22 protein-coding genes are annotated in these 22,609 nt (G+C 64.2%); 7 read left to right on the top strand and 15 right to left on the bottom strand.

The window, feature by feature from the left end:
* From trbK-alt to trbB, 6 genes are read right to left on the bottom strand one after another with little or no spacing between them, the layout of a single operon-like run.
* A complete protein-coding gene (gene trbK-alt, locus AAC014_RS06570) occupies positions 1-282 on the bottom strand; it encodes a putative entry exclusion protein TrbK-alt (protein ID WP_339705826.1) in 282 nt (93 codons plus the stop codon).
* Between the two features lie 10 nt (positions 283-292).
* Positions 293-1,054, bottom strand: coding sequence for a P-type conjugative transfer protein TrbJ (trbJ, locus tag AAC014_RS06565; protein ID WP_339705824.1), 762 nt, complete (start codon positions 1,052-1,054; stop codon positions 293-295).
* A complete protein-coding gene (gene trbE / locus AAC014_RS06560; protein ID WP_339705822.1) occupies positions 1,051-3,489 on the bottom strand; it encodes a conjugal transfer protein TrbE in 2,439 nt (812 codons plus the stop codon). Before trbE ends, trbJ begins: the two co-directional genes overlap by 4 nt.
* 9 nt (positions 3,490-3,498) lie before the next feature.
* Positions 3,499-3,780, bottom strand: a complete 282-nt coding sequence (locus AAC014_RS06555; protein ID WP_035599869.1) for a VirB3 family type IV secretion system protein — start codon at positions 3,778-3,780, stop codon at positions 3,499-3,501.
* Positions 3,780-4,112: a TrbC/VirB2 family protein gene (locus tag AAC014_RS06550; RefSeq protein ID WP_035599872.1), complete on the bottom strand. Its 333-nt coding sequence runs from the start codon at positions 4,110-4,112 to the stop codon at positions 3,780-3,782. The genes AAC014_RS06555 and AAC014_RS06550 overlap by 1 nt, the downstream gene beginning before the upstream one ends.
* A complete protein-coding gene (gene trbB / locus AAC014_RS06545) occupies positions 4,109-5,098 on the bottom strand; it encodes a P-type conjugative transfer ATPase TrbB (RefSeq protein ID WP_282888581.1) in 990 nt (329 codons plus the stop codon). Before trbB ends, AAC014_RS06550 begins: the two co-directional genes overlap by 4 nt.
* A gap of 302 nt (positions 5,099-5,400) precedes the next feature.
* Between trbB and AAC014_RS06540 the strand changes: the two genes are divergently transcribed.
* The 3 genes from AAC014_RS06540 to AAC014_RS06530 are packed head-to-tail and all read left to right on the top strand — an operon-like array spanning position 5,401 to position 7,927.
* Positions 5,401-5,643 (top strand): helix-turn-helix transcriptional regulator, encoded by a 243-nt coding sequence (locus AAC014_RS06540; protein ID WP_339705815.1) that lies wholly within the window; start codon positions 5,401-5,403, stop codon positions 5,641-5,643.
* The gene (locus AAC014_RS06535) at positions 5,640-6,959 is read left to right on the top strand and encodes a type II toxin-antitoxin system HipA family toxin (protein ID WP_339705813.1); all 1,320 of its coding nucleotides are present in this window, start codon (positions 5,640-5,642) and stop codon (positions 6,957-6,959) included. The genes AAC014_RS06540 and AAC014_RS06535 overlap by 4 nt, the downstream gene beginning before the upstream one ends.
* Positions 6,956-7,927 (top strand): GIY-YIG nuclease family protein, encoded by a 972-nt coding sequence (locus AAC014_RS06530; protein ID WP_339705810.1) that lies wholly within the window; start codon positions 6,956-6,958, stop codon positions 7,925-7,927. Before AAC014_RS06535 ends, AAC014_RS06530 begins: the two co-directional genes overlap by 4 nt.
* Before the next feature lie 36 nt (positions 7,928-7,963).
* Here AAC014_RS06530 and qatD read toward each other — a convergent pair whose 3' ends face one another.
* The 8 genes from qatD to AAC014_RS06490 form a co-directional block, all read right to left on the bottom strand.
* Positions 7,964-8,734: a Qat anti-phage system TatD family nuclease QatD gene (gene qatD, locus AAC014_RS06525; protein ID WP_339705807.1), complete on the bottom strand. Its 771-nt coding sequence runs from the start codon at positions 8,732-8,734 to the stop codon at positions 7,964-7,966.
* Entirely contained in the window at positions 8,731-10,101 is a 1,371-nt protein-coding gene (qatC, locus tag AAC014_RS06520; RefSeq protein WP_339705804.1) for a Qat anti-phage system QueC-like protein QatC, read from the bottom strand. The genes qatD and qatC overlap by 4 nt, the downstream gene beginning before the upstream one ends.
* Positions 10,098-10,697, bottom strand: coding sequence for a Qat anti-phage system associated protein QatB (qatB, locus tag AAC014_RS06515; RefSeq protein WP_339705801.1), 600 nt, complete (start codon positions 10,695-10,697; stop codon positions 10,098-10,100). The genes qatC and qatB overlap by 4 nt, the downstream gene beginning before the upstream one ends.
* Positions 10,698-10,968: 271 nt before the next feature.
* On the bottom strand, positions 10,969-12,930 hold the full coding sequence (qatA, locus tag AAC014_RS06510; protein WP_339705798.1) for a Qat anti-phage system ATPase QatA: 1,962 nt from the start codon (positions 12,928-12,930) through the stop codon (positions 10,969-10,971).
* Positions 12,931-13,180: 250 nt separating this feature from the next.
* Entirely contained in the window at positions 13,181-15,850 is a 2,670-nt protein-coding gene (locus tag AAC014_RS06505; protein ID WP_339705795.1) for an AAA family ATPase, read from the bottom strand.
* Positions 15,851-15,876: 26 nt separating this feature from the next.
* Positions 15,877-17,004, bottom strand: a complete 1,128-nt coding sequence (locus AAC014_RS06500) for a hypothetical protein (RefSeq protein WP_339705792.1) — start codon at positions 17,002-17,004, stop codon at positions 15,877-15,879.
* Complete coding sequence (locus AAC014_RS06495; protein WP_339705789.1) at positions 17,001-18,248, bottom strand: HipA domain-containing protein; 1,248 nt, start codon at positions 18,246-18,248, stop codon at positions 17,001-17,003. Before AAC014_RS06495 ends, AAC014_RS06500 begins: the two co-directional genes overlap by 4 nt.
* Complete coding sequence (locus AAC014_RS06490) at positions 18,241-18,576, bottom strand: helix-turn-helix transcriptional regulator (protein WP_339706587.1); 336 nt, start codon at positions 18,574-18,576, stop codon at positions 18,241-18,243. Before AAC014_RS06490 ends, AAC014_RS06495 begins: the two co-directional genes overlap by 8 nt.
* 608 nt (positions 18,577-19,184) lie before the next feature.
* Here AAC014_RS06490 and AAC014_RS06485 point away from each other — a divergent pair.
* Entirely contained in the window at positions 19,185-19,322 is a 138-nt protein-coding gene (locus tag AAC014_RS06485) for a recombinase family protein (protein WP_339705786.1), read from the top strand.
* Between the two features lie 277 nt (positions 19,323-19,599).
* Here AAC014_RS06485 and AAC014_RS06480 read toward each other — a convergent pair whose 3' ends face one another.
* Positions 19,600-20,046 (bottom strand): MarR family transcriptional regulator, encoded by a 447-nt coding sequence (locus tag AAC014_RS06480; RefSeq protein ID WP_339705783.1) that lies wholly within the window; start codon positions 20,044-20,046, stop codon positions 19,600-19,602.
* Positions 20,047-20,214: 168 nt separating this feature from the next.
* Here AAC014_RS06480 and AAC014_RS06475 point away from each other — a divergent pair, with 168 nt between their 5' ends.
* From AAC014_RS06475 to AAC014_RS06465, 3 genes are read left to right on the top strand one after another with little or no spacing between them, the layout of a single operon-like run.
* Complete coding sequence (locus AAC014_RS06475; protein ID WP_339705780.1) at positions 20,215-21,036, top strand: alpha/beta hydrolase; 822 nt, start codon at positions 20,215-20,217, stop codon at positions 21,034-21,036.
* The gene (locus AAC014_RS06470) at positions 21,033-21,452 is read left to right on the top strand and encodes a PaaI family thioesterase (RefSeq protein WP_339705777.1); all 420 of its coding nucleotides are present in this window, start codon (positions 21,033-21,035) and stop codon (positions 21,450-21,452) included. The genes AAC014_RS06475 and AAC014_RS06470 overlap by 4 nt, the downstream gene beginning before the upstream one ends.
* Positions 21,409-22,608 carry an efflux RND transporter periplasmic adaptor subunit gene (locus tag AAC014_RS06465; RefSeq protein ID WP_339705774.1) on the top strand — a complete coding sequence of 400 codons (1,200 nt, stop codon included), beginning with the start codon at positions 21,409-21,411 and terminating at the stop codon, positions 22,606-22,608. Before AAC014_RS06470 ends, AAC014_RS06465 begins: the two co-directional genes overlap by 44 nt.
* Position 22,609: the final 1 nt, after the last annotated feature.

Genomic DNA, 22,609 nt, shown 5'->3' with positions numbered 1-22,609 from the left:
TCACCGCCCTTCGTCGGCGCGTCGCGTCGCGGTGCGGGTGCCAAGGAAACGGTCGCGGGTTTCGGCCCAGATGCGCAGACACTCGCCGTCCCTGGCGGCGGCTTCCCCCATCTGCTGGCACCGACGCTGGCCCTCGCGCAGCGGGTCCGGCGCCTCCTCAAGCACGGGCGTCGGCCGAACCGCTGGCCTTTCCTCTTTCCGGGTCATCTCGATCGCCGTTGCGGTGATCGCGACGGAGACGAAGATGATTGCGCCCACGCGGGCCAGCGTCTTGCCGTCCATCCTGCTGTCCTCAGTTGCCGTTCGGGAACATCCGGGCGTTGCCGGGCTGATAGCCGGAGCCGGGCGTCAGGAACCGGCGGCGCTGTTCACGGCCTTGTTCGGCGGCTGCGGCGCGCTCGGCATCGACAAGCGCCTGCGCTCGGCCGTTCGCAGCGACGACGGCGACCAGGTCTGCAAGTTGCTGCGCCTGCAATGCGAGCAACTGGTTGCCGGCCTGGGTTGCCTGAAGCGCGCCGGTCGCACCCTGGCTCTGCCCGACCAGAGCCGCCATCTCGGCGCGGTTGGTGTCGATATTGCCGACGACACCGGCCTGCACGCGAAGCGCGTCCTGAAGGCCGCCGACCGTGTTCTGCCAGCGCGATCGTGCATCGGCGACGAGACGCTGATCCGAAGTCGACAGCGAGATGTTGCTGTACTGGCTCTGAAAGGCTTGGTCGATCTGCTGCACGTCGAAGGCGATGCGCTGTGCCTGACCCAGAAGCGCTTGCGTGCGCTGCACCGATTGCTGGAGCTGCTGAAGCGAGGAATAGGGCAGGCTCGCGAGATTGCGGGCCTGGTTGATCAGCATCTGCGCTTCGTTCTGGAGGCTCTGGATCTGGTTGTTGATCTGCTCGAGCGCCCGCGCGGCCGATAGGACATTCTGGACGTAGTTGGTCGGATCATAAACGACCCACTGCGCCGCTGCCGGGGTCACGAACACGGGCGAGAAGGCGACGGGCAGCGACAGGATGGTTGCGGCGAACAGCGCCGCGCGAGAGCGTCGGATCATCATGGCTTGGGCTCCAGGTTGGTGAGATCGGGAATGAGGTCGGCGGCCCATCCGACATCGCGGGCGCGCAGCCAGGCGGACAGGAAGCCGTCGCGGCCATGCTCGGCGAGGATCGCCTCGATGGCGGCCTGATCAGTTTTCGAGGATGCCGCGCAGAGCGCGAGGGCGACTTCGGAGAGCCCCAACTCGAACAGCCGGTTGCCGCGCCGCGACTGGCAGTAATAGTCGCGCTTGGGTGTGGCCCGGCTGAGGATCTCGATCTGGCGGTCGTTCAAGCCGAAGCGCCGGTAGATCGTGGTGATCTGGGGTTCGATCGCGCGTTCGTTCGGCAGCAAAAGGCGCGTCTGGCAGCTTTCGATGATGGCCGGAGCGATCGCGCTCCCATCGATGTCGGCCAGCGATTGCGTGGCGAAGACGACCGACGCGTTCTTCTTGCGCAGCGTCTTCAGCCATTCGCGCAGTTGCGCCGCGAAGCCTTCATCGTCGAGCGCGAGCCAGCCTTCGTCGACGATCAGGAGCGTGGGCCGTCCATCCAGACGGTCGCCGATCCGATGGAAGAGATAGGCGAGGACCGCCGGCGCCGCGCCGCCGCCGATCAGCCCCTCGGTTTCAAAGGCCTGGACCGCAGCTTCCCCTAGCTGCTCGCCTTCGGCGTCCAGCAGCCGTCCGTAGGCACCGCCAACGCAAAAGGGGCGCAGCGCTTGCTTGAGATCGTTCGACTGGAGGAGGACGGCGAGGCCCGTCAGCGTGCGCTCTGTGATCGGCGCGGACGCCAGCGAGGTCAGCGCCGTCCAGAGATGTTCTTTCACCTCCGGCGTGATCGTGACGCTCTCGCGGGCAAGGATGGCGGCAATCCAGTCGGCTGCCCAGGCACGCTCATGGGTCTCGTGAACGCGTGCGAGTGGCTGGAGGGAGACCGACGACGCGGCGCCGTCCGTCAGGCTGCCACCGAGGTCGTGCCAATCGCCTCCCATGGCGAGCGCGGCCGCGCGAATGGAGCCGCCGAAGTCGAAGGCGAAGACTTGGCTGCCCGGATAGCGCCGGAACTGAAGTGCGATGAGCGCGAGCAGCACGGACTTGCCCGCGCCTGTCGGCCCGACGACCAGTGTGTGGCCGACGTCGCCGACATGCAGCGAAAAGCGGAACGGCGTGCTCCCTTCGGTCTTGCCGTACAGCAGCGGCGGCGCTCCGAAATGCTCGTCCCGTTCCGGCCCGGCCCAGACCGCCGAGAGCGGAATCATGTGGGCGAGGTTTAGAGTGGAGATCGGTGGCTGGCGGACGTTGGCGTAGACATGGCCGGGCAGCGAACCGAGCCAGGCATCGACGGCATTGATGGTCTCGGACATCGCGGTGAAGTCGCGGCCCTGGATCACCTTTTCCACGAGGCGCAACTTCTCGTCGGCGGTGCGCGGATCGGCGTCCCAGACTGTGACCGTGGCGGTCACATAGGCCTGACCGGCATAGTCGGCCCCAAGCTCCTGCAGGGCCATGTCGGCATCGGCGGCCTTGTTCGCAGCGTCCGTATCGACGAGGGCGGAGGCCTCGTTGGTCATTACCTCCTTCAGGATTGCGGCGATCGACTTGCGCTTGGCGAACCACTGCCGCCGGATGCGCGTCAGCAGTTTCGTAGCGTCCGTCTTGTCGAGGAGGATCGCCCGCGTGGACCAGCGATAGGGAAAGGCGAGCCGGTTGAGATCGTCGAGAATCCCTGGCGTCGTCGCCGTCGGAAAGCCGTTGATCGTCAGCACGCGCAGATGAGCGGCGCCGAGCCGTGGCTCGAGGCCGCCGGTCAACGGCTCATCGGCGAGAAGCGCATCGAGGTAGATCGGCGTTTCGGGCACGCGGACGCGGTGGCGCTTCGTCGAGACGGTCGAGTGCAGGTAAGTCAGGGTCTCGGCGTCATCGAGCCACCGGCATTCCGGCATGAAGCCATCGACGAGCTGGAGGACGCGGTTTGTGCGGTCAATGAAGGCCGCGAGGGCTTCATGGGGATCGACGCCGGACTGTTGGCGACCCTCGTAGAGCCAGGTCTCCGCCCGCGCGGCGTCCTCGGCAGGCGGGAGATAGAGAAAGGTCAGGAAGTAGCTCGACTCGTAATGCGCGTCCGCTTCCTCGAAGTCGGCCTTGCGCTCCGCATCAACGAGGGCGGAGGCGGCGTCCGCGAAGCGGCTTGCCGGATAGGAGGCGGCTTCGTGACGCTGCGCTTCGACGAAGATCGCCCAGCACGAGCCCAGACGCCGGAAGGCGTTGTTGAGGCGACTGGCGACGGCCACCAGTTCAGCGGCCACAGCTGAGTCGAGATCGGGACCACGAAAACGCGCGGTGCGCTGGAAGCTGCCATCCTTGTTGAGCACGACCCCTTCGCCGACCAGCGCCGCCCAGGGCAGGAAATCAGCAAGACGGGTCGCGGTACGGCGATATTCGGCGAGGTTCATCATGGCCACGCCTCACACCGAGAGATGGCCCGGAATGCGCAGATGCCGGCGGCCCACTTCGACAAAGAGCGGATCGCGCTTTGCTGCCCAAACGGCGGCGAAATGGCCGATCGCCCAAATGAGGAGACCAACCAGCCATAGCCGCAATCCGAGACCGACAGCGCCGGCGAGTGTGCCGTTCATGATGGCGATGCTGCGCGGTGCGCCGCCCAGCAGGATATGCTCGGTCAGCGCGCGGTGGACCGGAACCGAGAAGCCCGCGACCTCATCGGGATGTTGCAGGAGGCCCGCCATCAGACGAGTGCCCCGCCGCCGAATGAGAAGAACGACAGGAAGAAGCTGGACGCCGCGAAGGCGATCGACAGGCCGAAGACGATCTGGATGAGACGCCGAAATCCTCCGCTCGTGTCGCCGAACGCCAGCGTCAAGCCTGTGACGATGATGATGATCACCGCGATAATCTTGGCGACCGGTCCCTCGATCGACTGGAGGATGGACTGCAGCGGCGCTTCCCAGGGCATCGAGGAGCCGGATGCGTGGGCGGCGGGCGCCAGAAGAAAGCTTAGGGTCAGCGCCGTGGCGGCAGTTGCGAGGCGCTGATGGCCGCGCGCGATATGTCGGATCATGCGGGTTCTCCTTTTGGGTCGGGAGGCTGGGTTGCGGGGGAAAGGCGGTAGTCGGTGTCCGTCCCGAGCCCTTCGACGCGGGCGAGTTCTGTGAGACGCCGCGCAGCGCCGCGGCCGGAGAGCACGGCCACCAGATCGATGGTCTCGGCGATCAGCGCCCGGGGGACGGTGACGACAGCTTCCTGGATGAGCTGCTCGAGGCGGCGCAGCGCGCCGAGCGCGGTGCCCGCGTGGATCGTCCCGATCCCGCCAGGATGGCCGGTGCCCCAAGCTTTCAGGAGATCGAGCGCCTCAGACCCACGCACCTCGCCGATCGGTATCCGATCCGGCCGCAGCCGCAGCGAGGAGCGCACGAGGTCGGACAGGGTCGCGACGCCGTCCTTGGTGCGCATGGCGATGGTGTTCTGCGCCCGGCATTGCAGCTCGCGGGTGTCTTCGATGACGATGACGCGGTCGGTTGTCTTCGCGACCTCGGCCAGCAGGGCATTGGTCAGCGTGGTCTTGCCGGTGCTGGTTCCGCCGGCGACGAGGATGTTGGCGCGCGCTGCGACCGCCTGCCGGAGGATGACGGCTTGGTCGGCCGTCATGATGCTGGCGGCGACATAGTCGTCGAGCGTGAAGACGGCGACTGCAGGCTTGCGAATCGCGAAGACCGGAGCCGTTACGACCGGCGGCAGCAGGCCTTCGAAGCGCTCGCCGGTTTCGGGCAGTTCAGCCGAGACACGCGGCCGTCGGTCATGCACCTCGGCACCGACATGATGGGCGACGAGGCGGATGATGCGTTCGCCATCTGCGGCCGAAAGTCGTTCCCCCGTATCGGACAGGCCGTCAGAGAGCCGGTCGACCCAGAGCCGCCCATCGGGGTTGAGCATGACCTCGACGATCGCGGGGTCTTCCAGGAATCGGGCGACCGCAGGCCCCAGCGCGGTGCGCAGCATGCGTGCACCGCGTGAGGCTGCTTCCGATTGCTGATGGTTGACCGCCACGTCGTCCCCGTTCGCTTGCGGGCCCGCGCGATGCGCGGCCCTGGATCGGGGATGAGTAAGAAAGGCAGGAATTGGGGCGTTGCAACAACGCTCAGGGGGTCATCGTACTGTGGCGAAGAAAGACAGGTGATCGGCGGACCGGCGTCGAGCCGCGGCAGCATCTGAGGCTCCCGACCGGCGCGTTTTCCCGAGCGGGAATAATTCAGACCCAGGAGCTACCCTGAGGCGCAAGCTTTCCCGAGCGGGAAATTCTTATAGACATTCTTCAGAAATCCATGATACTTTCCCGTTCGGTAAATATCATGACCAGACGCAACCTCACCACCGCCGAGATCGGCGACATTGTCCGGACAACCCGCAAGGCCGCTGGCCTGCGGCAGGACGAGCTTGCCGGCGCAGCTGGCGTCGGCCTGCGCTTCATCGTCGATCTCGAAGCGGGCAAGCCGACCGCGCAGATCGGCAAGACACTTCAGGTCCTAGCAGCGTTGGGCTGCTCGCTCGATATCACACCGCCGCCCGACTCCAAAGGAGCGCGGAAAGCATGACGCGCACCCTCGATATCTGGTGGGACGGGCGCCTTGTGGGCCAGTTGACGCAGGACCGGCATGGTGAACTCGGCTTCGCCTATGCGCCGGCGTGGCTGCGTGATGAGGCGGCGCAGCCCTTGTCCGCCTCGCTGCCCAAGCGGCCGGAGCCGTTCACTCGCCGCGAGTGCCGCCCGTTTTTCGGCGGCCTTCTGCCGGAGGAAGGCCAGCGCGACGCGGCGGCTCAGGCACTCGGCGTGTCGCGCGCCAATGATTTCGCCCTTCTTGATCGCCTCGGCGGCGATGTGGCAGGTGCGCTCCAGGTTCTGCCGCCCGGTGAAGTACCGACCGCTCCTGCCCGCGATCAACGGCCAACCCCGCTTGACGATGCAGGCTTGATCCGGGTGCTGGACGCGCTGCCCGTCCGCCCACTGCTCGCGGGCGAGGAAGGCTTGCGGCTCTCTCTCGCTGGCGCGCAATCGAAGGTGCCGGTGGTTCTGGTGGAAGGCGCAGTGGCGTTGCCTGCGCCGGGCCAGCCCACGACGCATATTCTCAAGCCCCCAATATCCCGCTTCACGGCCACGACCGAGAACGAGGCGTTCGTGATGCGCCTTGCCGCCGCGATCGGCCTCGATGTTGCCCCTGTCGAGCCGCGGACTGTGCAGGATCGAACGTTTCTACTGGTCCAGCGCTATGACCGCGTCATTGGCAATGATGGCTTCGTGCGCCGGATCCATCAGGAGGATTTCTGCCAGGCGCTCGGCGTGCCACCGGAGACCAAATATGCCAGCGAAGGCGGCCCGACTCTCAAGGATTGCTTCGCGCTGCTCCGCCGCGTCGCCGCAAGGCCCGCTGTCGATGTGCTGAAGCTTCTCGATGCGGTGATCTTCAATGTGATCGCCGGGAACGCCGACGCACACGGCAAGAATTTCTCGATCCTCTACGGCGATGAAGGCCCACGCCTCGCCCCGCTGTATGATTTGCTTGCGACCGTCGCCTATCCCGATCTCTCGCCGAAATTCGCCATGAAGATCGGGAAACGGGCGACGCTTGCCGAACTGGACGCGAAGGGGTGGGCAGCGTTCGCGGCGGAAGCGGGTGTCGGCCTGCCGCTGATACGCAGGCGGATCGCGGAGATCAGCAAAGGCATGATTGCGCGAACAGGCGAGGTTACCGCCGAGTTGGTGCGCCCCGGCTTCGATCGGGCGGCCATCGAAAGCCTTGCCGCGATGGTCCGCGAACGAGCGGAGCGCTGCGCACTGACAGTGGTGGAACCCGGCCGCTCGGCCAGCCAACTGCGCGATGGGGAGAATGTCGAAGGGAGCAATGGCCAATGACATTTCTCTACTTCGCTTATGGCTCCAACATGTTGCCGGCACGTCTGCTTGGCCGTTGCCCGTCGGCGAAGGTCGTCCGGACGGGAGTTGCACGCGCCTGGAGCCTTGCGTTTTCGAAGGCGAGTAAGGACGGTTCAGGAAAGGCGACCCTGGTTATCGCCCCGAATTCTGCCGTGCCCGGGGTCATTTTCGAGATTGATCTGGCCGAACGAGAGCGGTTGGACCGGCACGAGGGGGTAGGCTCTGGCTACCGGCGCGACGACACTTTCGCCATCGAGGGAAGCACCGTTCCGGCGAGCAGCTATCTGGGCACCTCGTTGGACCACACATTACGGCCTTTCGATTGGTACCTCGCGACCGTCATTGCCGGCGCCGAATATCATGGGCTGAAGGCGCCGAACGGTGAGACCGACGCGCGCCTTCGCGTGATCTATTCGAACGGAACCGAAAGCGACCTGCTGCTCCGGTCACTCCAGCGTGCCCTCTACAAAGATGAAGCCGGAAGGCGGATTACGGAGCCGAGTGCCGGTCCGTTATTCGACGACCAGACTGACGACAGTGATCAGGCGAGCGGCACAATCTATGTGTTGCGGAGCAAGTCAGATCACCCGGTTGTAGCTGAGAACCGGGCGGTTCTGCACAAGATTGGTGTCACCGGCGGCAGTGTCGAACGGCGCATCGCGAACGCGCGTCTCGATCCCACCTATCTCATGGCGGAGGTCGAGCTCGTGGCGACATACGAACTCTACAACATCAATCGAGCTAAGCTCGAAACCGTTATCCACAAGGTCTTCGGGGCGGCGCGTCTCGATGTCGAGATAATGGATCGGCTCGGCCGACCGATAGTTCCGAAGGAGTGGTTTCTTGTACCCTTATTTGCTGTGGATGAGGCAGTAAATCGGATCAAAGATGGCTCAATTACCGGCTATGTGTACGACCCGGAGAGTGCAAGGCTGGTTACTCGTTAGCACTAATCTTGATATCGGCGCCGCTGCGATGTCGCCTCACGTGGCAGCACGCAATAGCGCGCGAAGATTGCTTACGATCCGCAGCCCCATGATTTCTTCCGTCTCCCCGCGCAATTTCGCCAGCTCTGCGACAGTCTGCGCTACAGCACGGGGCCGAACCGGTAGGCCCTCTGCCGTCACGAAAGGGCCGTCTGTCTCGGTGAGCAACCGATCCGGAGGCAGGCCTGCCACAAGCTGGCGGTGCTTCGGCGAGCGCAGCATTTCCGAATTGATCGAAAAGTAGCAGCCGCGGTCGGAGGCTCTGCGCGCCTCTGCCACAGTTCCAGTAAACCAGTGAAGGATGACCTGCCCGCGGTCCGGCGGCAGGGCGCGGTCGAGATGTCCGAGCACTTTGGCGACGGCGCGAACGCTATGGAGCGTCAAGATCTTGTCGCCATGTTCGGCGCAGGCGGCAAGAACGCGCGCGAACACGCGCTCCTGCGCTTCGAAGCTCCGGTAGAAGCGGGGACCGGCATCGAGCCCGACCTCCCCAATATAACGTGCTTCCCCAAGGTATCGCTCGAACAGAGGCAGCTCGGCCTCGCGTTCGGCGACCAGCTGCGGATGCAGGCCGAGCGCGACCCGCACATGGGTCGAGGCCTGGGCCAGATCGCGATTGCGCGGCCACGCCTTCGGCGTCGTGGTCACCGCGAGCGTGGCCACGCGTTCGCGGTCACATTCGCGGATGAGCGCGACATGGTCCGGATAGAGGTCGAGATGACAATGGAAGTCGACCAGGCGCGGGCGCGCCGCTTGCGGGAGCGTCATCGCGGCCGAGCCCGCACACCCTTCAGCAGGCGTCCGACCTCCTGCAGCCCGTCGACATAGACCTTCTCATAGGCGGCGAGATCGCCCGGGTGGTCGGTGAGGGGGCCGGGCCGGTGGATGTCGAGCCTCGCACGAGCCGGCTTCTTGGCTAGCCGCGACAGGGCGATCTGGAAGCCGCGCACATGGGCGCCCTCGGCCTTGGCGCTGTCGAGGACTTTCGACTTCAGATCCGGGATCTGGTAGGGCGTGTCGTCGGCGCCGAGCCCTTCGACCATCGCGGCGCGGCGGATCAGGCAGGGCACACAGTGGCCGCAATGCTTGGGCTGGCGGGCGTTCTCATCCTTGGCCCAACGCGCCTTGGCGGGCGAAGAGCACGACATGGTGTGTCGCGCTTCCTTGTTGAGCAGCGCCGCGTCGGCGCAGTTCTTCGCCATGATCCCCTTCGTCTGGAAGCGGTAGCGGTTCTCCAGGCGGATCGGCAGGCCGAGACCGGCCAGGATCTCGTCGAAGCGCGCCATGTAGAAGGGGTGCGTGGTTCGGGTGCTGAGGGCGCCGAGCCGTGTCGGGTCGAGAGGGACGTTCAGGGATATCAGCCCATTCTCCGGGACGTGGATAAGCCCCACGCCGAGCGCATCGGCCGCCATGGCGGCGAGCGCGAAGAACAGGAACGAGCGACCCCGCAGGGTGTTCTCCCCCGCCGATCCGTCGACCAAGTCGTTCGGGAAGCCGACGCGGGCGCGCAGGTGATGGAATCGCTGCTTGGGGAAGCGCTTGGCGATGACGTCGGCGCAATAGGTCTGGTGGGTGCTGGTGATGCCATCCCAGTAGTGGCTGACGAGCATCGGGGCCTTACCGTCCGCGAGCAGGTCGATCGCGCCGATGAAGCTGTCGAGGCCGCCCGAGAATAGGCAGACGGAGTCGGCGGTCGCGGTCCGGAGCTTGGTCGGGGCCGGCGCGAGGGCGGCGAGCCCCTTGGGCCGCGCGCGGAACCGCACGCCCCAGCGATCCCCGGTGAGGAAGTTGAGCGTCGTGATGATCAGGGGCGCCAGGCCCTCCCACAGCTTCGGCTCCGCAACGGGCAAGCAGAGGTCGATCTCGCGCGTCCAGGCGTTCTGCGACTCGGTCGAGCGCGAGATCCGGGTGTCGGCCGCTGTCAGCGCCGCGGCAAGGAGGGCGAGATCGATCGTGCGTTCGGAGGGGCGGAGGCCGAGCTCGCGCAGCTGATCGAGCGCCTGGCCGAGGCCGTATCCGAGGCGATGATCGCCATCGACGAACGAGACCTCCGTGAGCTTGCTGTCGGATCGGGAGGGTTTGACGGTGGCGGTATCGCCCGGGCCCAGCCGGCAAATGAGGCTGTGATGGTTCATTGCGCGGCCTCCCCTGCGGCTGCCACGAGCTCGAAGGCGGCTTCGTAGATCTCGTTGACGACGCGCTCGACGTCGCGGTCGCCGAGCCGTTCCACCCCGTCCAGTCGACCGGAGAGTTCGCTCTGGGTGCAGCCGGTGACGAAGTCGTGGAGCTGCTGCTGCGCCGCCTCGACGGTCGCAACATCTGCCGGCAGCGTCACCCCGCGGGCGCCGAGATCGGCCATGACGCGGCCCTCGATCGAGCGGGCGACGAAGTCGAGGAAGAATTCCTGCATCTGATCGGGCGTCATAGCATCGAAGTCGCCGACGCCGGCCTCGGCGAGATCACCGATCGTCTCAAGCATGGCCTGACGCGCGATGGCCTCGTCGACCGCGCCGCCTGGGGGGCAGATGAACTCGAGGATGGCGAGGAAAACTTCGGCGGCGGGGCGACCTGCCAGGCCGGGCAGGTTGAGCTGCCGGAGCGTTTCGGCGGCACCCAGGCGCTGGACGTCGCGGACGACGCCGAGGAGGCGCGCCCCCGCCGCTCGCGACGCCCCCATGCGGCGCGCGGCGCGACGGGCACCGCCGGTCCCGCTACGGACATAGCTCGACATCGCGCTGCCGAGAGCGCTGCGGCTGCCGGTCTTGGCGAAGCGGGAGAAGGCGCCGCGGGCTCCCTGGAAAGAGCCCGCTCCGGAGGTGTCCGGTCGCGGCGGCGTGCGGAGCGGTGGCGGCGGCGCTTGGCCGGGACCCGGCAGGGGCGCTCCGCCGCCTGGCGGCGGCGTCGGCGCGGGTCCGGGCGCGACGCCGGGCGATGGGTCGTCGACCCAGGAGGGGACGAGCCCCGAACCAGCGCCGCCATAGCCCTTCGACGTCCCCATGCCCTCAGGTCCTCTTCAGCTTCGCAACGCCCCTGGATGCGACCTGGAGGACGGTGTTCTCGGACTGCTCCGCCCAGCCGGCGGCGATCTGAGCGAATTCGCCCTTGGCGGTCGCGTCGGTAAAGGCGGTTCCCCAGCTCGACACCGCCCAGGCCCCAAGCTTGGCGACCGGGAGCTCACGCAGGAACTCGAGCAGTCGCCTCTGGAGGCCGGGATGCGCTTCGACCACGACCACTAGGCCCTGGACACCGTCCGGGAGCTTGGTGAAGTTGTCTTCCTGCAGGATTCGGCCCCGGATCGCGTCGAAGACCTCCTCCGGTTCCGGACCGGTCAGTTTGGCGACCTCGCCGGCGGCGGCCCGGGCCAGCATCCGCGGTCCCATCAGGCGTTCGACCAGACCCTCCAGATGGCTCGCGGCGACGAGGCCGCCGAGCGCGCCACGCTTGTCGCGGGTGACGAAGACATAGGGTCGTAGATCGATGTCCTTCAGGAGGGGGTCGATTGCCGCCCATCCCTTGATCCAGTCGTTCTTGGCCCATTCTTCGGCCTCGGACGGAAGGGCAGAGGGCTTGGCGGCCGTAGGCTTCTTCGCCCCTTTCCCGGCCGGCTTCGGATCGTCGTCGTCATCGTCAGGGAGCGCGGGGGCCCGGACGTGATCCTCGAACCGGCCGAGCGCTTCGACCTTGCCGTCGGGATCGGCGGCCGCCAGCCGGGCGATCTGCTCGTAAAAGTCCGGGTAGAAGCGTTCCGCCAGCATGATCTTGGCGAGCACGGGCCGCTGGACGTCGCCGCCGAAGCCGCGTTCCTCCGCAATCGCGTGGCGCAGCATCAGCGAGTTCAGGAATCGCTTGATCTGCCGAGGATTGCCCCGCGTGCCCTCGCTGAGGATCTTGGTCACATGGGCCGCAAGCGTCAGGGCCTGGCCGACCTCGGCCGGGACCGTCCCGCCCATCGCTGCCTCGACGGTCTTCCGATCGAGCCCCCGGCTCTTCCAGGGCCGGCGCATGTCCTCCCGTGCGGCGGCGAGAAGCTTCGTGAACCTGGCATCGGTCCGGCCCAGAGCATTCTCGGCGAGGAGCAGCGTGACATAGACTCGCGTCTCGGCGACGCCGAGCGCCGGGATCCGGAAGGGGACCTGGATCAGCTTCTCGAGATAGTTGCGCGCGTAGCTCAGCGGGCCGGAGCTGCGCGGCAGGTCGGGGAAGTGTTCCCGCACCGCATATTCGATCATCAGCTCGTCGGCGCCGATGACGAAGGCGGTGCGCTCGACGAACAGGAAGAGCCGGATCGCTTCGAGGGTAGCGATCGCGGTCTTGGGCAGACAACGGTCGAGATCGTCGACGATGACCACCAGCTGGTCGATGTCGGCGGCGTCGAGCAGCTCCTTGAACTCCTCGCGGAAGGCGTGGATGTGCTCGGGCAGGTGGTCGCTTTCCTCAGGCGCCTCCTTGACGAACTCGCCGGCCTTCTCGGCGACACCCTTCAGGTCTTCGAGAGAGATGTGGTCCTGAGGTTTTGCAAGGATCGAAGTGGCGAGACCGTACAGGTCCTTCATCTGATCGAAGGTCGGAATGCCAGTCGCCGCGGTGAACGCGAGTCCGCCTGCCTTGCGGGCGATCTTGAGCCAGTCGACGCGTTTCAGGACCTTCTTCGCCGCTTCCGCCACCTTCTTCGAGTTGGGACGTGCGCGACGCAGTTCATCGACGATAGTCTCTATGACGATCGTCTTGGCGTCTTCGAAGCCTTCGAATGTCCATCCGTTGAACCAGAGGCAGAGGACGCGATCGTCGCCGGCGAAGGCGCTCTCTGTCATCTTCAGGACGCTGGATTTGCCGGCGCCCCAATCGCCATGCACGCCAATAGTAATCGGCACGTCCGGCGTCTGGCGGATCAGCTTAACGACGGTCTTGGCGATGGCCTCGTAATAGAGAAGATCGGTCGCCGTCTCGTGATCATTCAAGAACATGCTGTTCCTTACCGGTTCGCCTTACACGACTCGACTCGACCAAATCAGTCAATTTCCCAACTCGAAAGTTTATAGCGATCTTTGCTGAGACAAAAAACATCTGAAAAGCTATCGCATGGCGGGTGCCTTGAGCGGGCCAGGAATGCTGGAGCAAGCACTTGTCGCTAAGTGCCGGCCAGGAAAAATGAGGATGCCTACCCAACGTAGATGCGGCCGTTTCTAGGTCGAATGAATAAGTCATTCGTCATCATTATACCGTCGCCTGCCGTGACCGGATATCAAGCAACCATTTCTCCAGTGTGTCGATTTCGGCCTCGATGACCGTTGGCGCGGGTAGTCGGGGATTAATCTCACCAGGCTGACTGTGTAGGAGCGCTGAGCAACGCCCGAACGCATTCCGCATGGCCGTGCAATCCGCATCGGTGAGGACGGTAAGCTTGATGAGACCCGTGGTGTCCACTTTGCGAGATAGGCGCCGGATCACAGGGCCGACAATCTCTTCGACGCCGCGCTCCCAACTAGTGCGAAGCTGGTCCTGAAAAGACGTAACTTCGCGCAGCCATTTCGCCTGATCCCCGCGTTCATGGTGGATTTTCACGTTGCCCAGATGCGTCTTCATTCCGTCGATCACTTTGTCGAGCGGCATGACGGTGGCCGGCGGGTCCTGATGACAATAGCCCGCGTTCTCCGTCCCGCGGCTGATCAGGCGATATGTTACGGGCGTCGCCTCACGGTCTTTGGTCGCTCGGCAGGCTTCATCGAGGAGAAGCAGGAACGCCATGTCGTGGGTGAAGACGATGACTTGGCGCGTCTGGCCAGCCTCTGCCAATCGGGCTGCCACTCTGTCGCGATGTAAATGGTCTAGGGAGGAGACGGGATCATCGAACACGATCGCGGATTGCGCATCGATGGTCGACAACTCGGCAAGAAAGGCGGCAAGCGCGACGCAGCGATGCTCTCCTTCGCTCAAAACCTTGCCGACCGGTTCGCTCGGTTTGTTTATCAGTCGGACTTGAAAAAAGGGGACGCCCGCTGTGGTCTTGGCCTGCTGAAGTTCGATAGCGAGCCCCGCGACACCGAGCTTGTCTACTTCGACTGCGAACCTCCCGCGCAGGCGATTGGTGACCAGCGCTTGCGCGATTCGGGCGCTCTGGCTGGTAATCTTGTTTGTTGCCGTGTCCTTGGTGGCTTTCTCGATCGCTTCGATGACCTTTAGGCGCTCGATCTGGGCAAGCACATCGGCCTTCACCAAGCCGAGCCATTTGCGGTCAGCAAGGCCATCTCGCTCGGCGATAAGCGCGGCGCGCTGTGGAGAGCTCGCTTCCGACTGCATACCTTCGATGCGCGTCGCGATGCCGCTGAGCGCCGTGCGCAGGGGATCGAGCGATATTGCGCTTGGAGGCGGAAGATCAGGCAGGACCGCAAGGCCGTGGGTTCTCAGAATGGCGCGCAGTCGCCATGCCAACTGGAGGATCTGGCGGCGAAGAACGCTTGCGGCTTCCTCTTGGCCGGTATCATCGCGGATCGTGGCAACGATTGCCTTGAGATCTTTCATGGAGATGGCGTGCGCCGAAATCCCGTCCAGCTTTTCGGCATATGCGGTTGCCGCCTCGTGTTCGCGACGCTTGCTCTCGTTCTGCACGAAAGCCTCGAAACTGCTAAGCCGCTTGGAAGCTTCCTCGCTGAGAGGCTGCTGACACAGGACGCAATGGGCCCCAATCTCGGTTACAGGGAACGGGCGGCCTGCATAGGCAGAAGCCCGAGAATAATCGCGGGCCGCCTCCCACAGGGCCTTCCAGACGTCCGACCCGATGTCAGGCAGAGGTTCATCGGCGAACAGGTCGGCTGAGGCGGCCGCAACTGCAGCACGCGCCGTGTCAACTCGCGTGCGGGCCGCGCGAAGCTCCCCACGGCCTTCGTCGGTCGCGGCAGCTATCAGCTGCTCGAGCTGTCCGATCGCTGACTTGATCCGGATTTCTTGGCCTTGGAGCTGACGGACGGTACGCGCCGGGTCGCTCGCCAGGTCGGTGTTGAGCGTCTGAAGTCGGATTTCTTCCTCTGCCGACAGACCAGCAAGTTTCTCTATGGTTTCCGGTTTGGTCTTGCCCGACAGGCCGGAGATCAGCTTTCCGACTATGGTCTCCGGCTTGCATTCGGGTTTGGAAAGAACCGCCGGGGTCTGTTCCTGCAGCGCCTTCACCTCGGCCGCCAGTTTGGCTTTGACGTCCTGACAGGCCTGCGCCAAGCCCGCGAGGATGCGCAGCGGCAGCGGTGTGTAAGCGAGGTCGTTGGTGTTCTCGACATGGACGTTGGCAGTCCGCGAGTCGAACACGCTCACGGCGGAGAGCATGGCGTCCGGCGGGCTACCCTGGGTCCATGACGCGCTTCGCTTTTGCGCGCCGATGAAGAAGTCGATGTTGGCGGCCGGAATGCCCGAGCCGGCCACATAGATGTTGGGGAGGATTGCATCGCCCTTCATCGACCGCGCGCGGCAGAGCTGCTTTAGGACCCTGGCGTAGCCGGACTTGCCGGCGCCATTGTCGCCATAAATGACGGTGAGACCGGATTTGCCGAAGGTCAGCCGCTCTCCAGGTGCCAGGGCATTGACGTGCGAGAGGCCATGGAGTGCGCCGAGGCTGACAACGGCGTGGCTGGCTGCAGGGTCCCTGATGTGGTTCGCATCGAGCGGACTACCTCCGGCGGCGCCTTTGCAGATCGCGACGAGCGCGGTGATATCTTCGGTTTCCAGCTTGGACTGACCGCACAGCCGCCTCAGCGCATCGCGCTGCCAGGCAGGCAGATCCGTTGACCACTTGAGGATATCCGCCAGTGCTGCGGCTTCGTTCGAGAGATCAGTCTCCTGCGCGTCCATGTCGTCTGCCCCGATCCTGCCCGCATAGTCTGACGGGCCGTTTTCCATGATGCTTGTCTTCCGCTGTCGCTGTTTCAGGTGCCGCCTATGACGCGTCGCTCCTGGCCTAGCGGAATGATCCAGCCGCCGGCACGGTCCGATCGTGCAAACTCGTCCGGGCTCGCCTTGTCAGCGAGACGGCTGCGAATGGCTTGCGGCTCGGCATCGATAGCGGCGCGAATGAGCTCGTGTTCGACCCCGACGAAGACCGGCCGAAGATTAAGGCGGGAGAGTGCTTCCTGATCGGCAGGCTCAACGCCGGTATCGGTGAGCGGTCCGGCGCGGGTGACGATGCCACCGATCAAACCGTCCATGGCGGCGCTCGCCTTGTCCACATCCTGCACCGGGGATGCGTCGAGCAACGAGCGCGCCCGCTGGGTCTCACCTTGGAGCCTTCGCGGAATTGATTGCAGTGTGAGGCTGCGAAGCGCGTCTGCCAGTTCGGCATGGCCGAGCGGTTTGATGAGATTGGCGATATGGAGGCGAAGCATGCCGATGAAGAGCGCATCCTTCTCTTCCTGGGTGTGCGGCTCGCCTTCCTCGATGGGGTCCCGAACCGAAAGATGGGCATCGGCTGGACCGGCCGTCGCCATCCCCCAGCGCGTTGCGATTGCGATACGTTTTACCGTGACTTTGCGGCCTCGGGCGGTGACGTCGATCCGTCGGGCCTGCGCCCATGCCCTGTCCAGCGCTTTCGTGGGACCGCCGACATCGTGGCATCCCTTGGCTTCGGCGACAGTCAGCGAAGACAGGTCGGCTGCGCAGGCTATCCAGTCGGGCAGGTCGCCCCGTGACAGGCGCGTGATCTTGATCTGACGGCGGCGATCAATGTCGATCGTGCGGTTGCCGAGATGCGCGAAGATCGAGAGGTTGAAATAGCGCTCGAGGTAGGCACGCGCGACGAACCGTCCGAACAGGCCGGAGAGCGCGACCTTGACCTCACGAGATTGACCGAGCGGCTCCCTGAACACGAACGGCGTGCCTGCGCCGGTCGGGGTCAGCAGCGCATCGAGAATCGACCAGGCGCCATAGGCCGCGCCCGGTGTCTGAAGCACCTCGCGGATACCGGCATCCTCGATCTCGGAGACTTCCAGATCGACGGTGGCCCCGGAGATCGGGCTTGCGGCTGGCGGATCGAAGCTATGAAAGAAGGTCCTGGTCATAGCGCCAGTGCTCGCGTGAGATCTTCGTGCTCGAAGGCGCTGGCCATGCGGGAGATCTCGGCCGACCGGGCGCCAACGGCCTTCGCGGTCTCGCGCCATGTCGCGGTCACGGCCGCGACCTCTTTGATGATCGCGCGGGCCTGAGCCAGCGTGAGCGCGAAAAATTCCGACGCCTGTTCGAGCAGATCCAGCGAGCAGGTGCCCTCATCGAGGTCGATGTTCGTTGTCAGCACGCGCGCCTTGAGATCGGTGGGCACCGGATTGAGGTCGTAGGCGGGTGAGAGGGACCACCCTGCCTTCCCGAGCCAGAGAAAGCCGTGGTTGCGCAAATGATCGTCGACATTGGAGATCAGCACATTGAAGGCGACACGCCGATAGAGTGCGTGTGCGTCCGTCTTTCCCTGCGCGCCATGCCGGGTCAGGGCGTCAACGATCTCGGGATAGCTGCCACGCTCGCCGTCCCTGGCGCCCATCATCGCCATGGCGGACAGGAACGGGATGCGGATCGCGCCATCGCGATCGAAGCGTCGCGATAGCATCACCGATTTGCCGGCCACTTCAACAAGTTCGTGTTGTGGGGTGGCGATGCCCGCTTGGCCGGCCAGCCGCAGCGCGATCTCCTCCCAGGTTTCCATGCTGTAGTCGTCGGTCTCTTTCGGAAACTTGGCGATGGAGAGATGACCATGTTGGTCGATGACCGAGGCCTTCGGCCGCGCGCCGCCTAGCGAGGAGCCCGGTGCGAAGATCAGTTGTAGGTCTTCGTCCGTTTCCTCGTCCCGGAGAATCCGCTCGGTGATCTGAAGCAGACGGCCAAGTTCGATCAGGGCCGGCACGCCGGCCCTGATCGGTGCCTGGAAGACCTCTTCGCCGACCCAGCGAAACCGTAACGCGCCAAGCCGCGTCTCATCTGCGACCCCGAGCAGGTAGTCACTTTCCGCGAGCGTGCGAACTGCGCGGCCCTCGCGGTCGGCGAAGCGACGCTCGGCGCGCTGCATCAGGCGGCGGCCCCAAGTATCTGGTGCGGAGTCGCCGATTGAGCCGAAGGTCGCAAGGCCAGCAGGAGGAGCGAACGCGCCACGCGTCAATGCAAGTGCAGGTTCCAGCGAAAAGCGATCGGGATCCTCCAGCCATGTACGGTCGTACTCGAAGAGAACGGTCTCCGTGCCACGGACACGATTACTCCTAGCCAATCCGATCGGGCGTGTGCGACCGTGGAGATCGATGTGGACCTCGAAGTCAGCCATCGCGAGAGGATCCAGCCGGCCGTTTGAGATGAACGTGCTTGGGAAGATCGGCGCTAGCTAACGCCTGGCCGACGATGTCATTGCCGATGTCGGCGACTTGGCTTAGCCCCTCAAGCAAACCGAGGGCCTGGAGGACGCTGGCATAGATACCGATGCTGACATTGGCGTCGCCAGATTCGACCTTTTGCAGGGTTGAGCGGGAGGTGAAGGCGCGCTCCGCCACGACTGCCATCGGTAGTTTGCGGCGTCGTCGGGCATCGTGGATATCCGCTCCGAGCTTCCGCAAGCTTCGGCGAACTGCTGCTGGAGGAGTATGAGGAGTAGGCATTGCCACCTTCGCGCTACACAGATCAGGAATATGTAGCACGAAGCCTACATTTATCCTAGCGCGGATTGCAGTCGCATCCGAAGCTGATCGTCGGCGGGAAGACCCAATTTCATAGGCTGCTCGATCCGAAGTGAGTATCCTGATATGAAGCGTTGACGGTACTTTCGTGCAGCCCTCTGAATGACTCTATGCAGCCAGAAAACTGGGCCGGAGGGTCGATTGACCTCGATAGATGCCGGAACCGCAAAAATATTTTTTCTGGCATTTTTCCCAATAAAATCAAAAGCGTAGCATTTTGACGGCCTCACAGTCGGAGAATGACCGTCAAACCGGGTTCTTACCATCGACTTTTCAAACGCTTATGCGAGATTCAGACAATCGAGTGGGAGTGACGGGTAGTAGAAACGGCGGGAACCGACGGCTGTAGCGGGCGATTGCGAAAAGCTCATGAGCGAATGCTGGCGATAGTCTTTGCGAGTTCATCTGCCGTCTCAATGCGGTTTGATGACGGTATCTGGCGGGATACATGTTCGTTCGGGCTCAGGTGATCGGCTTTAAGCTCGACCGGCTCGCTCGGTGCCGGATGCACGGGCCATCGCCGACAGCTGATGAAACGCGGGGTGAAGCTCGAGATCGGATCGACAATCCACGATCCGACCGACCCGATGGGCAAGATGTTCTTCAACATCCTCGCTACCTTTGCCGAATTCGAGAGCGACCTTATCCGGCTGCGGAGCCGAGAGTGAATGGCGGTCGCTCGGGCAGAAGGGAAGCTGAAGGTCAAGAAGCCCAAGCTGTCGCAAGCGCAGAGCAAAGAGCTGCGCCGGATGTAGGCACTGGCGATTACTCGATCAGTGACTTGGGCAACCTGTTCCAGGTATCGCGGCCGACAATCTACCGAACGCTGACTCGGCAGCCTGCAACCGAGTGACCATGGGCTAATAGTTGCGCCGTGCAAGCCCAGTATCTGCTTTGAACAGCTTCTACCACCGGCTAAAGGTCAGATGGCAGAGAATTGCTCGCTCAGTCCTGTTCCAATACTTCAGGAAGGGACGAAATGTTGGTAGCGATGCGGTCGAGCATTGTTTTGAGGGCCGCCACATCTGCGTTGGTCAGACCATTCCATGTGAGTTCATGCAGCCAGTCTGCTTCCTTGCGTAAGAGAGGGACAAGGTCATAAGCTGCTGGAAGGAGATGCACCTCCCACACTCGGCGATCGGTCGGGCATGGGCGCCGTTCGACTAGTTGCTGGTCTTCCAGCCTGTCAATCGCCTGGCCGATCGTGGCACGCTCGAGATCGAGAAGACGCGCCAGTTCGGACTGCGACACGCCTTCGCACCTCAAAAGGTAAGCGAGCATGCGCCATTGGGTTCGCGTTAGCCCCGACTGTGCGATACGCCGTTCGAACGCCTGCCTTAATGTGCGGGTGATCTCCTCCATCCGGAAAACGATCTCATCACGGTCGGTCACGAAAGGAGCGGCGGCTGCTGAGCCAGGATAGGCGCTACGACTTGGCATGCTTGGGAAATAGCTGCCGAATTGACTGGATGGCAAGACGAGATAATGTAAGGTGGTTTACAGAAAGAGGTGCCGGCGGTGAGGCGAATCCAGTTTAGGGGAGCAGAGGGACAGACACTGGTGGCTGATGCGATGGGCGTTGATGACGCCCTACCTGTCATCCTGGCCCATGGCGGCGGGCAGACCAGGCTCAGTTGGCGCCGCACACAGGAAAGGCTGGCAGCTGCTGGCCTGAGGGTCATCGCGATAGATCTTCGCGGCCATGGCGAAAGCCAATGGTCATTGTCTGGCCACTATCGGATCGAGGATTTTGCTGATGATCTTCTTTGCGTGGCGCATGCCTTGGGAACGCCCCCCGTTCTGGTAGGTGCCTCGCTGGGCGGGCTGTCCGGTCTGATTGCCGAAGGTGAAATCAGGCCGGGCAGCTTTGCGTCGCTAACCCTGGTCGATATTGCGCCCAACATGGAGCCGGCAGGAGTCGCACGGGTGATGGGCTTTATGGCGGCTCATCTCGAAACCGGTTTCGCCTCTGCCGAAGAGGCCGCCGAGATAGTCGACAGTTATCGCCCCCGGGAGGGGCGTCGGACGACGGCCGAGCGGATCGCACCCTATGTGCGGAAAGGGCAGGACGGCCGCTGGCGCTGGCATTGGGATCCCAGATTTATCAGTTCGGTGATGTCGAGCAGGGGGGAGGCGCGCATGGAACGTCTTGCCGAAGCAGCGCGCCGGCTCGCCTGCCCGGTGCATCTGATCCGCGGAGGATCAAGCGATCTCGTCTCGCCAGAAGGAGCGGCAGCTTTCCTCGACCTCGTGCCACACGCCTGCTTCACCGACATTGCAGGTGCCGGCCACATGGTCGTGGGCGACCGCAATGATGCCTTTGCCGATGCCATCCTGCAATTCCTGCAGGACCCCGATCAATCAAAAAGAGGATTTGCATGACCGTTGACAGGAGTGCGCTCACGACGCTCGATGGACTTCAGGCGGCGCTTCACATCGCCCCTTTCCATCGCTGGCTTGGCCTCGAGCTGCTATCGGTATCTCACGGCGGCATCGTGATTGCCATGCCGTGGCGCGACGAACTGGTGTCGAACCCGGCGCTCGGTGCGGCACATGGTGGCGTGCTCGCCTCCCTCGTTGACCTTGGTGGCCTGTATGCGGTGTTGGCGGCCGGCGGACTTGCGCAGGCGACCGCCGACCTTCGGGTCGATTATCATCGTCCTGCGCTGGCGGGCCGGATTCTGGCACGCAGTCGGGTGGTCAAGCTGGGAAAGCGCCTGAGTGTTGCTGATACGCTTGTCGAGAGCGAGGCCGGTGATCTGCTGGCATCTGGTCGCGGGGCATATCTCGGTGCCTGAGCTCTCCCGCGCACTTAAGCGCGTTCCGATCCTTGGTCTGTTGGGTGCCGCTGCATGGGCTCTTGCTGCCTGCTCGGCCGAACCAAAGTCCCAGGATGCGCCGGTGGCAGCCCCGCAAGCCATCGACGTTCAGGTTGTGCCGGCGCGTGCCGAACAAGTGTCTACGCCGATCCGGGCATCGGGGACCATTGCCGCAATGCAGACAAGCAACGTGACCGCCCTTGTCGAGGGGCCGGTCGATCGCGTGTTCGTCCGCGTCGGAGACCGTGTGACCCGGGGGCAGCCCTTGCTGCGCATCCGGCAGGCCGATTATCAGCGGCGGGCCAGCGAGGCGGAGGCCGCACTTCGTGTTGCTGAGGCCGAAGTGGTGCAGACCGAGCGGGCCTTCGAGCGGGTGCGCCAACTGAAGGACCGCAGTTTTGCACCAGCGGCCCGGCTGGATGAGGCAGAGGCCGCGCGCGACGTGGCACGGGCGCGCCGCGATCAGTCCCGAGCGGCGTTGGCGACCGCTCGCCAGGCGCTGTCGGATACGGTGCTGCGCGCGCCCTATGACGGTGTTGTCACGCAGCGCATGGTGGATGAAGGCATGTTTCTGAACAGCCGTTTTTCCATGGGTGGGCAGTCGTCCGCGCTGCAGCTTCAGGAATTGCGCGTGGTGGCAGCGATCGTGGCGGTGCCCGAGGCACGGGTGTCAGAACTGCGCAAGGGACAGCCTGCGCGCCTGTTCATCACCGGTCAGGCCGGGGCGTTGCCGAGCGAAGTGTTCATCATCAATGATTTCATCGACCCCAGGGCTCGGACCGTTGAAGTGCGGCTGCCGGTTCGCAATCCCGACTACGCCATCAGCAGCGGCGTTTCGGTCGTGGCCGAGATTCTCATCGATCCGGTCAATGCCATTGTTGTGCCACGTCGCGCACTGCGCGGCGAAAGCGCAAATCCGCATCTGTTTGTTTTGATCGGTGACGTTGCGCGACGGCGTGCCGTGGAGACGGCGGATATCGATCTTGACAGGGTGCGGATCGTCCAGGGCGTGGCGGCGGGCGACCGCGTGATCCTCGATCCGCCCACGACACTGGCCGACGGCATGAAGGTCCGGGTCCGTGAAAAGGACGCGGGATCGCGCCCTGCGGCCGCCAGCGCGCCGGGCAGCAGGTAGG

Source organism: uncultured Sphingosinicella sp. (assembly GCF_963974575.1).
GTDB lineage: Bacteria > Pseudomonadota > Alphaproteobacteria > Sphingomonadales > Sphingomonadaceae > Sphingosinicella.
This window is presented reverse-complemented; position numbering and strand designations above follow the sequence as displayed.

Bases quoted from the DNA above. Each gene is read 5' to 3' on its own strand.
- AAC014_RS06485 (WP_339705786.1), top strand. From the start codon at position 19,185: ATGAAACGCGGGGTGAAGCTCGAGATCGGATCGACAATCCACGATCCG.
- AAC014_RS06535 (WP_339705813.1), top strand. From the start codon at position 5,640: ATGACGCGCACCCTCGATATCTGGTGGGACGGGCGCCTTGTGGGCCAG.
- qatD (WP_339705807.1), bottom strand. From the start codon at position 8,734: ATGACGCTCCCGCAAGCGGCGCGCCCGCGCCTGGTCGACTTCCATTGT.
- trbK-alt (WP_339705826.1), bottom strand. From the start codon at position 282: ATGGACGGCAAGACGCTGGCCCGCGTGGGCGCAATCATCTTCGTCTCC.
- AAC014_RS06555 (WP_035599869.1), bottom strand. From the start codon at position 3,780: ATGGCGGGCCTCCTGCAACATCCCGATGAGGTCGCGGGCTTCTCGGTT.
- trbE (WP_339705822.1), bottom strand. From the start codon at position 3,489: ATGATGAACCTCGCCGAATATCGCCGTACCGCGACCCGTCTTGCTGAT.
- AAC014_RS06495 (WP_339705789.1), bottom strand. From the start codon at position 18,248: ATGGCTGACTTCGAGGTCCACATCGATCTCCACGGTCGCACACGCCCG.
- AAC014_RS06540 (WP_339705815.1), top strand. From the start codon at position 5,401: ATGACCAGACGCAACCTCACCACCGCCGAGATCGGCGACATTGTCCGG.
- AAC014_RS06470 (WP_339705777.1), top strand. From the start codon at position 21,033: ATGACCGTTGACAGGAGTGCGCTCACGACGCTCGATGGACTTCAGGCG.
- AAC014_RS06530 (WP_339705810.1), top strand. From the start codon at position 6,956: ATGACATTTCTCTACTTCGCTTATGGCTCCAACATGTTGCCGGCACGT.
- AAC014_RS06550 (WP_035599872.1), bottom strand. From the start codon at position 4,112: ATGATCCGACATATCGCGCGCGGCCATCAGCGCCTCGCAACTGCCGCC.
- trbJ (WP_339705824.1), bottom strand. From the start codon at position 1,054: ATGATGATCCGACGCTCTCGCGCGGCGCTGTTCGCCGCAACCATCCTG.
- qatB (WP_339705801.1), bottom strand. From the start codon at position 10,697: ATGTCGAGCTATGTCCGTAGCGGGACCGGCGGTGCCCGTCGCGCCGCG.
- AAC014_RS06490 (WP_339706587.1), bottom strand. From the start codon at position 18,576: ATGCCTACTCCTCATACTCCTCCAGCAGCAGTTCGCCGAAGCTTGCGG.
- qatC (WP_339705804.1), bottom strand. From the start codon at position 10,101: ATGAACCATCACAGCCTCATTTGCCGGCTGGGCCCGGGCGATACCGCC.
- AAC014_RS06505 (WP_339705795.1), bottom strand. From the start codon at position 15,850: ATGGAAAACGGCCCGTCAGACTATGCGGGCAGGATCGGGGCAGACGAC.
- qatA (WP_339705798.1), bottom strand. From the start codon at position 12,930: ATGTTCTTGAATGATCACGAGACGGCGACCGATCTTCTCTATTACGAG.
- AAC014_RS06500 (WP_339705792.1), bottom strand. From the start codon at position 17,004: ATGACCAGGACCTTCTTTCATAGCTTCGATCCGCCAGCCGCAAGCCCG.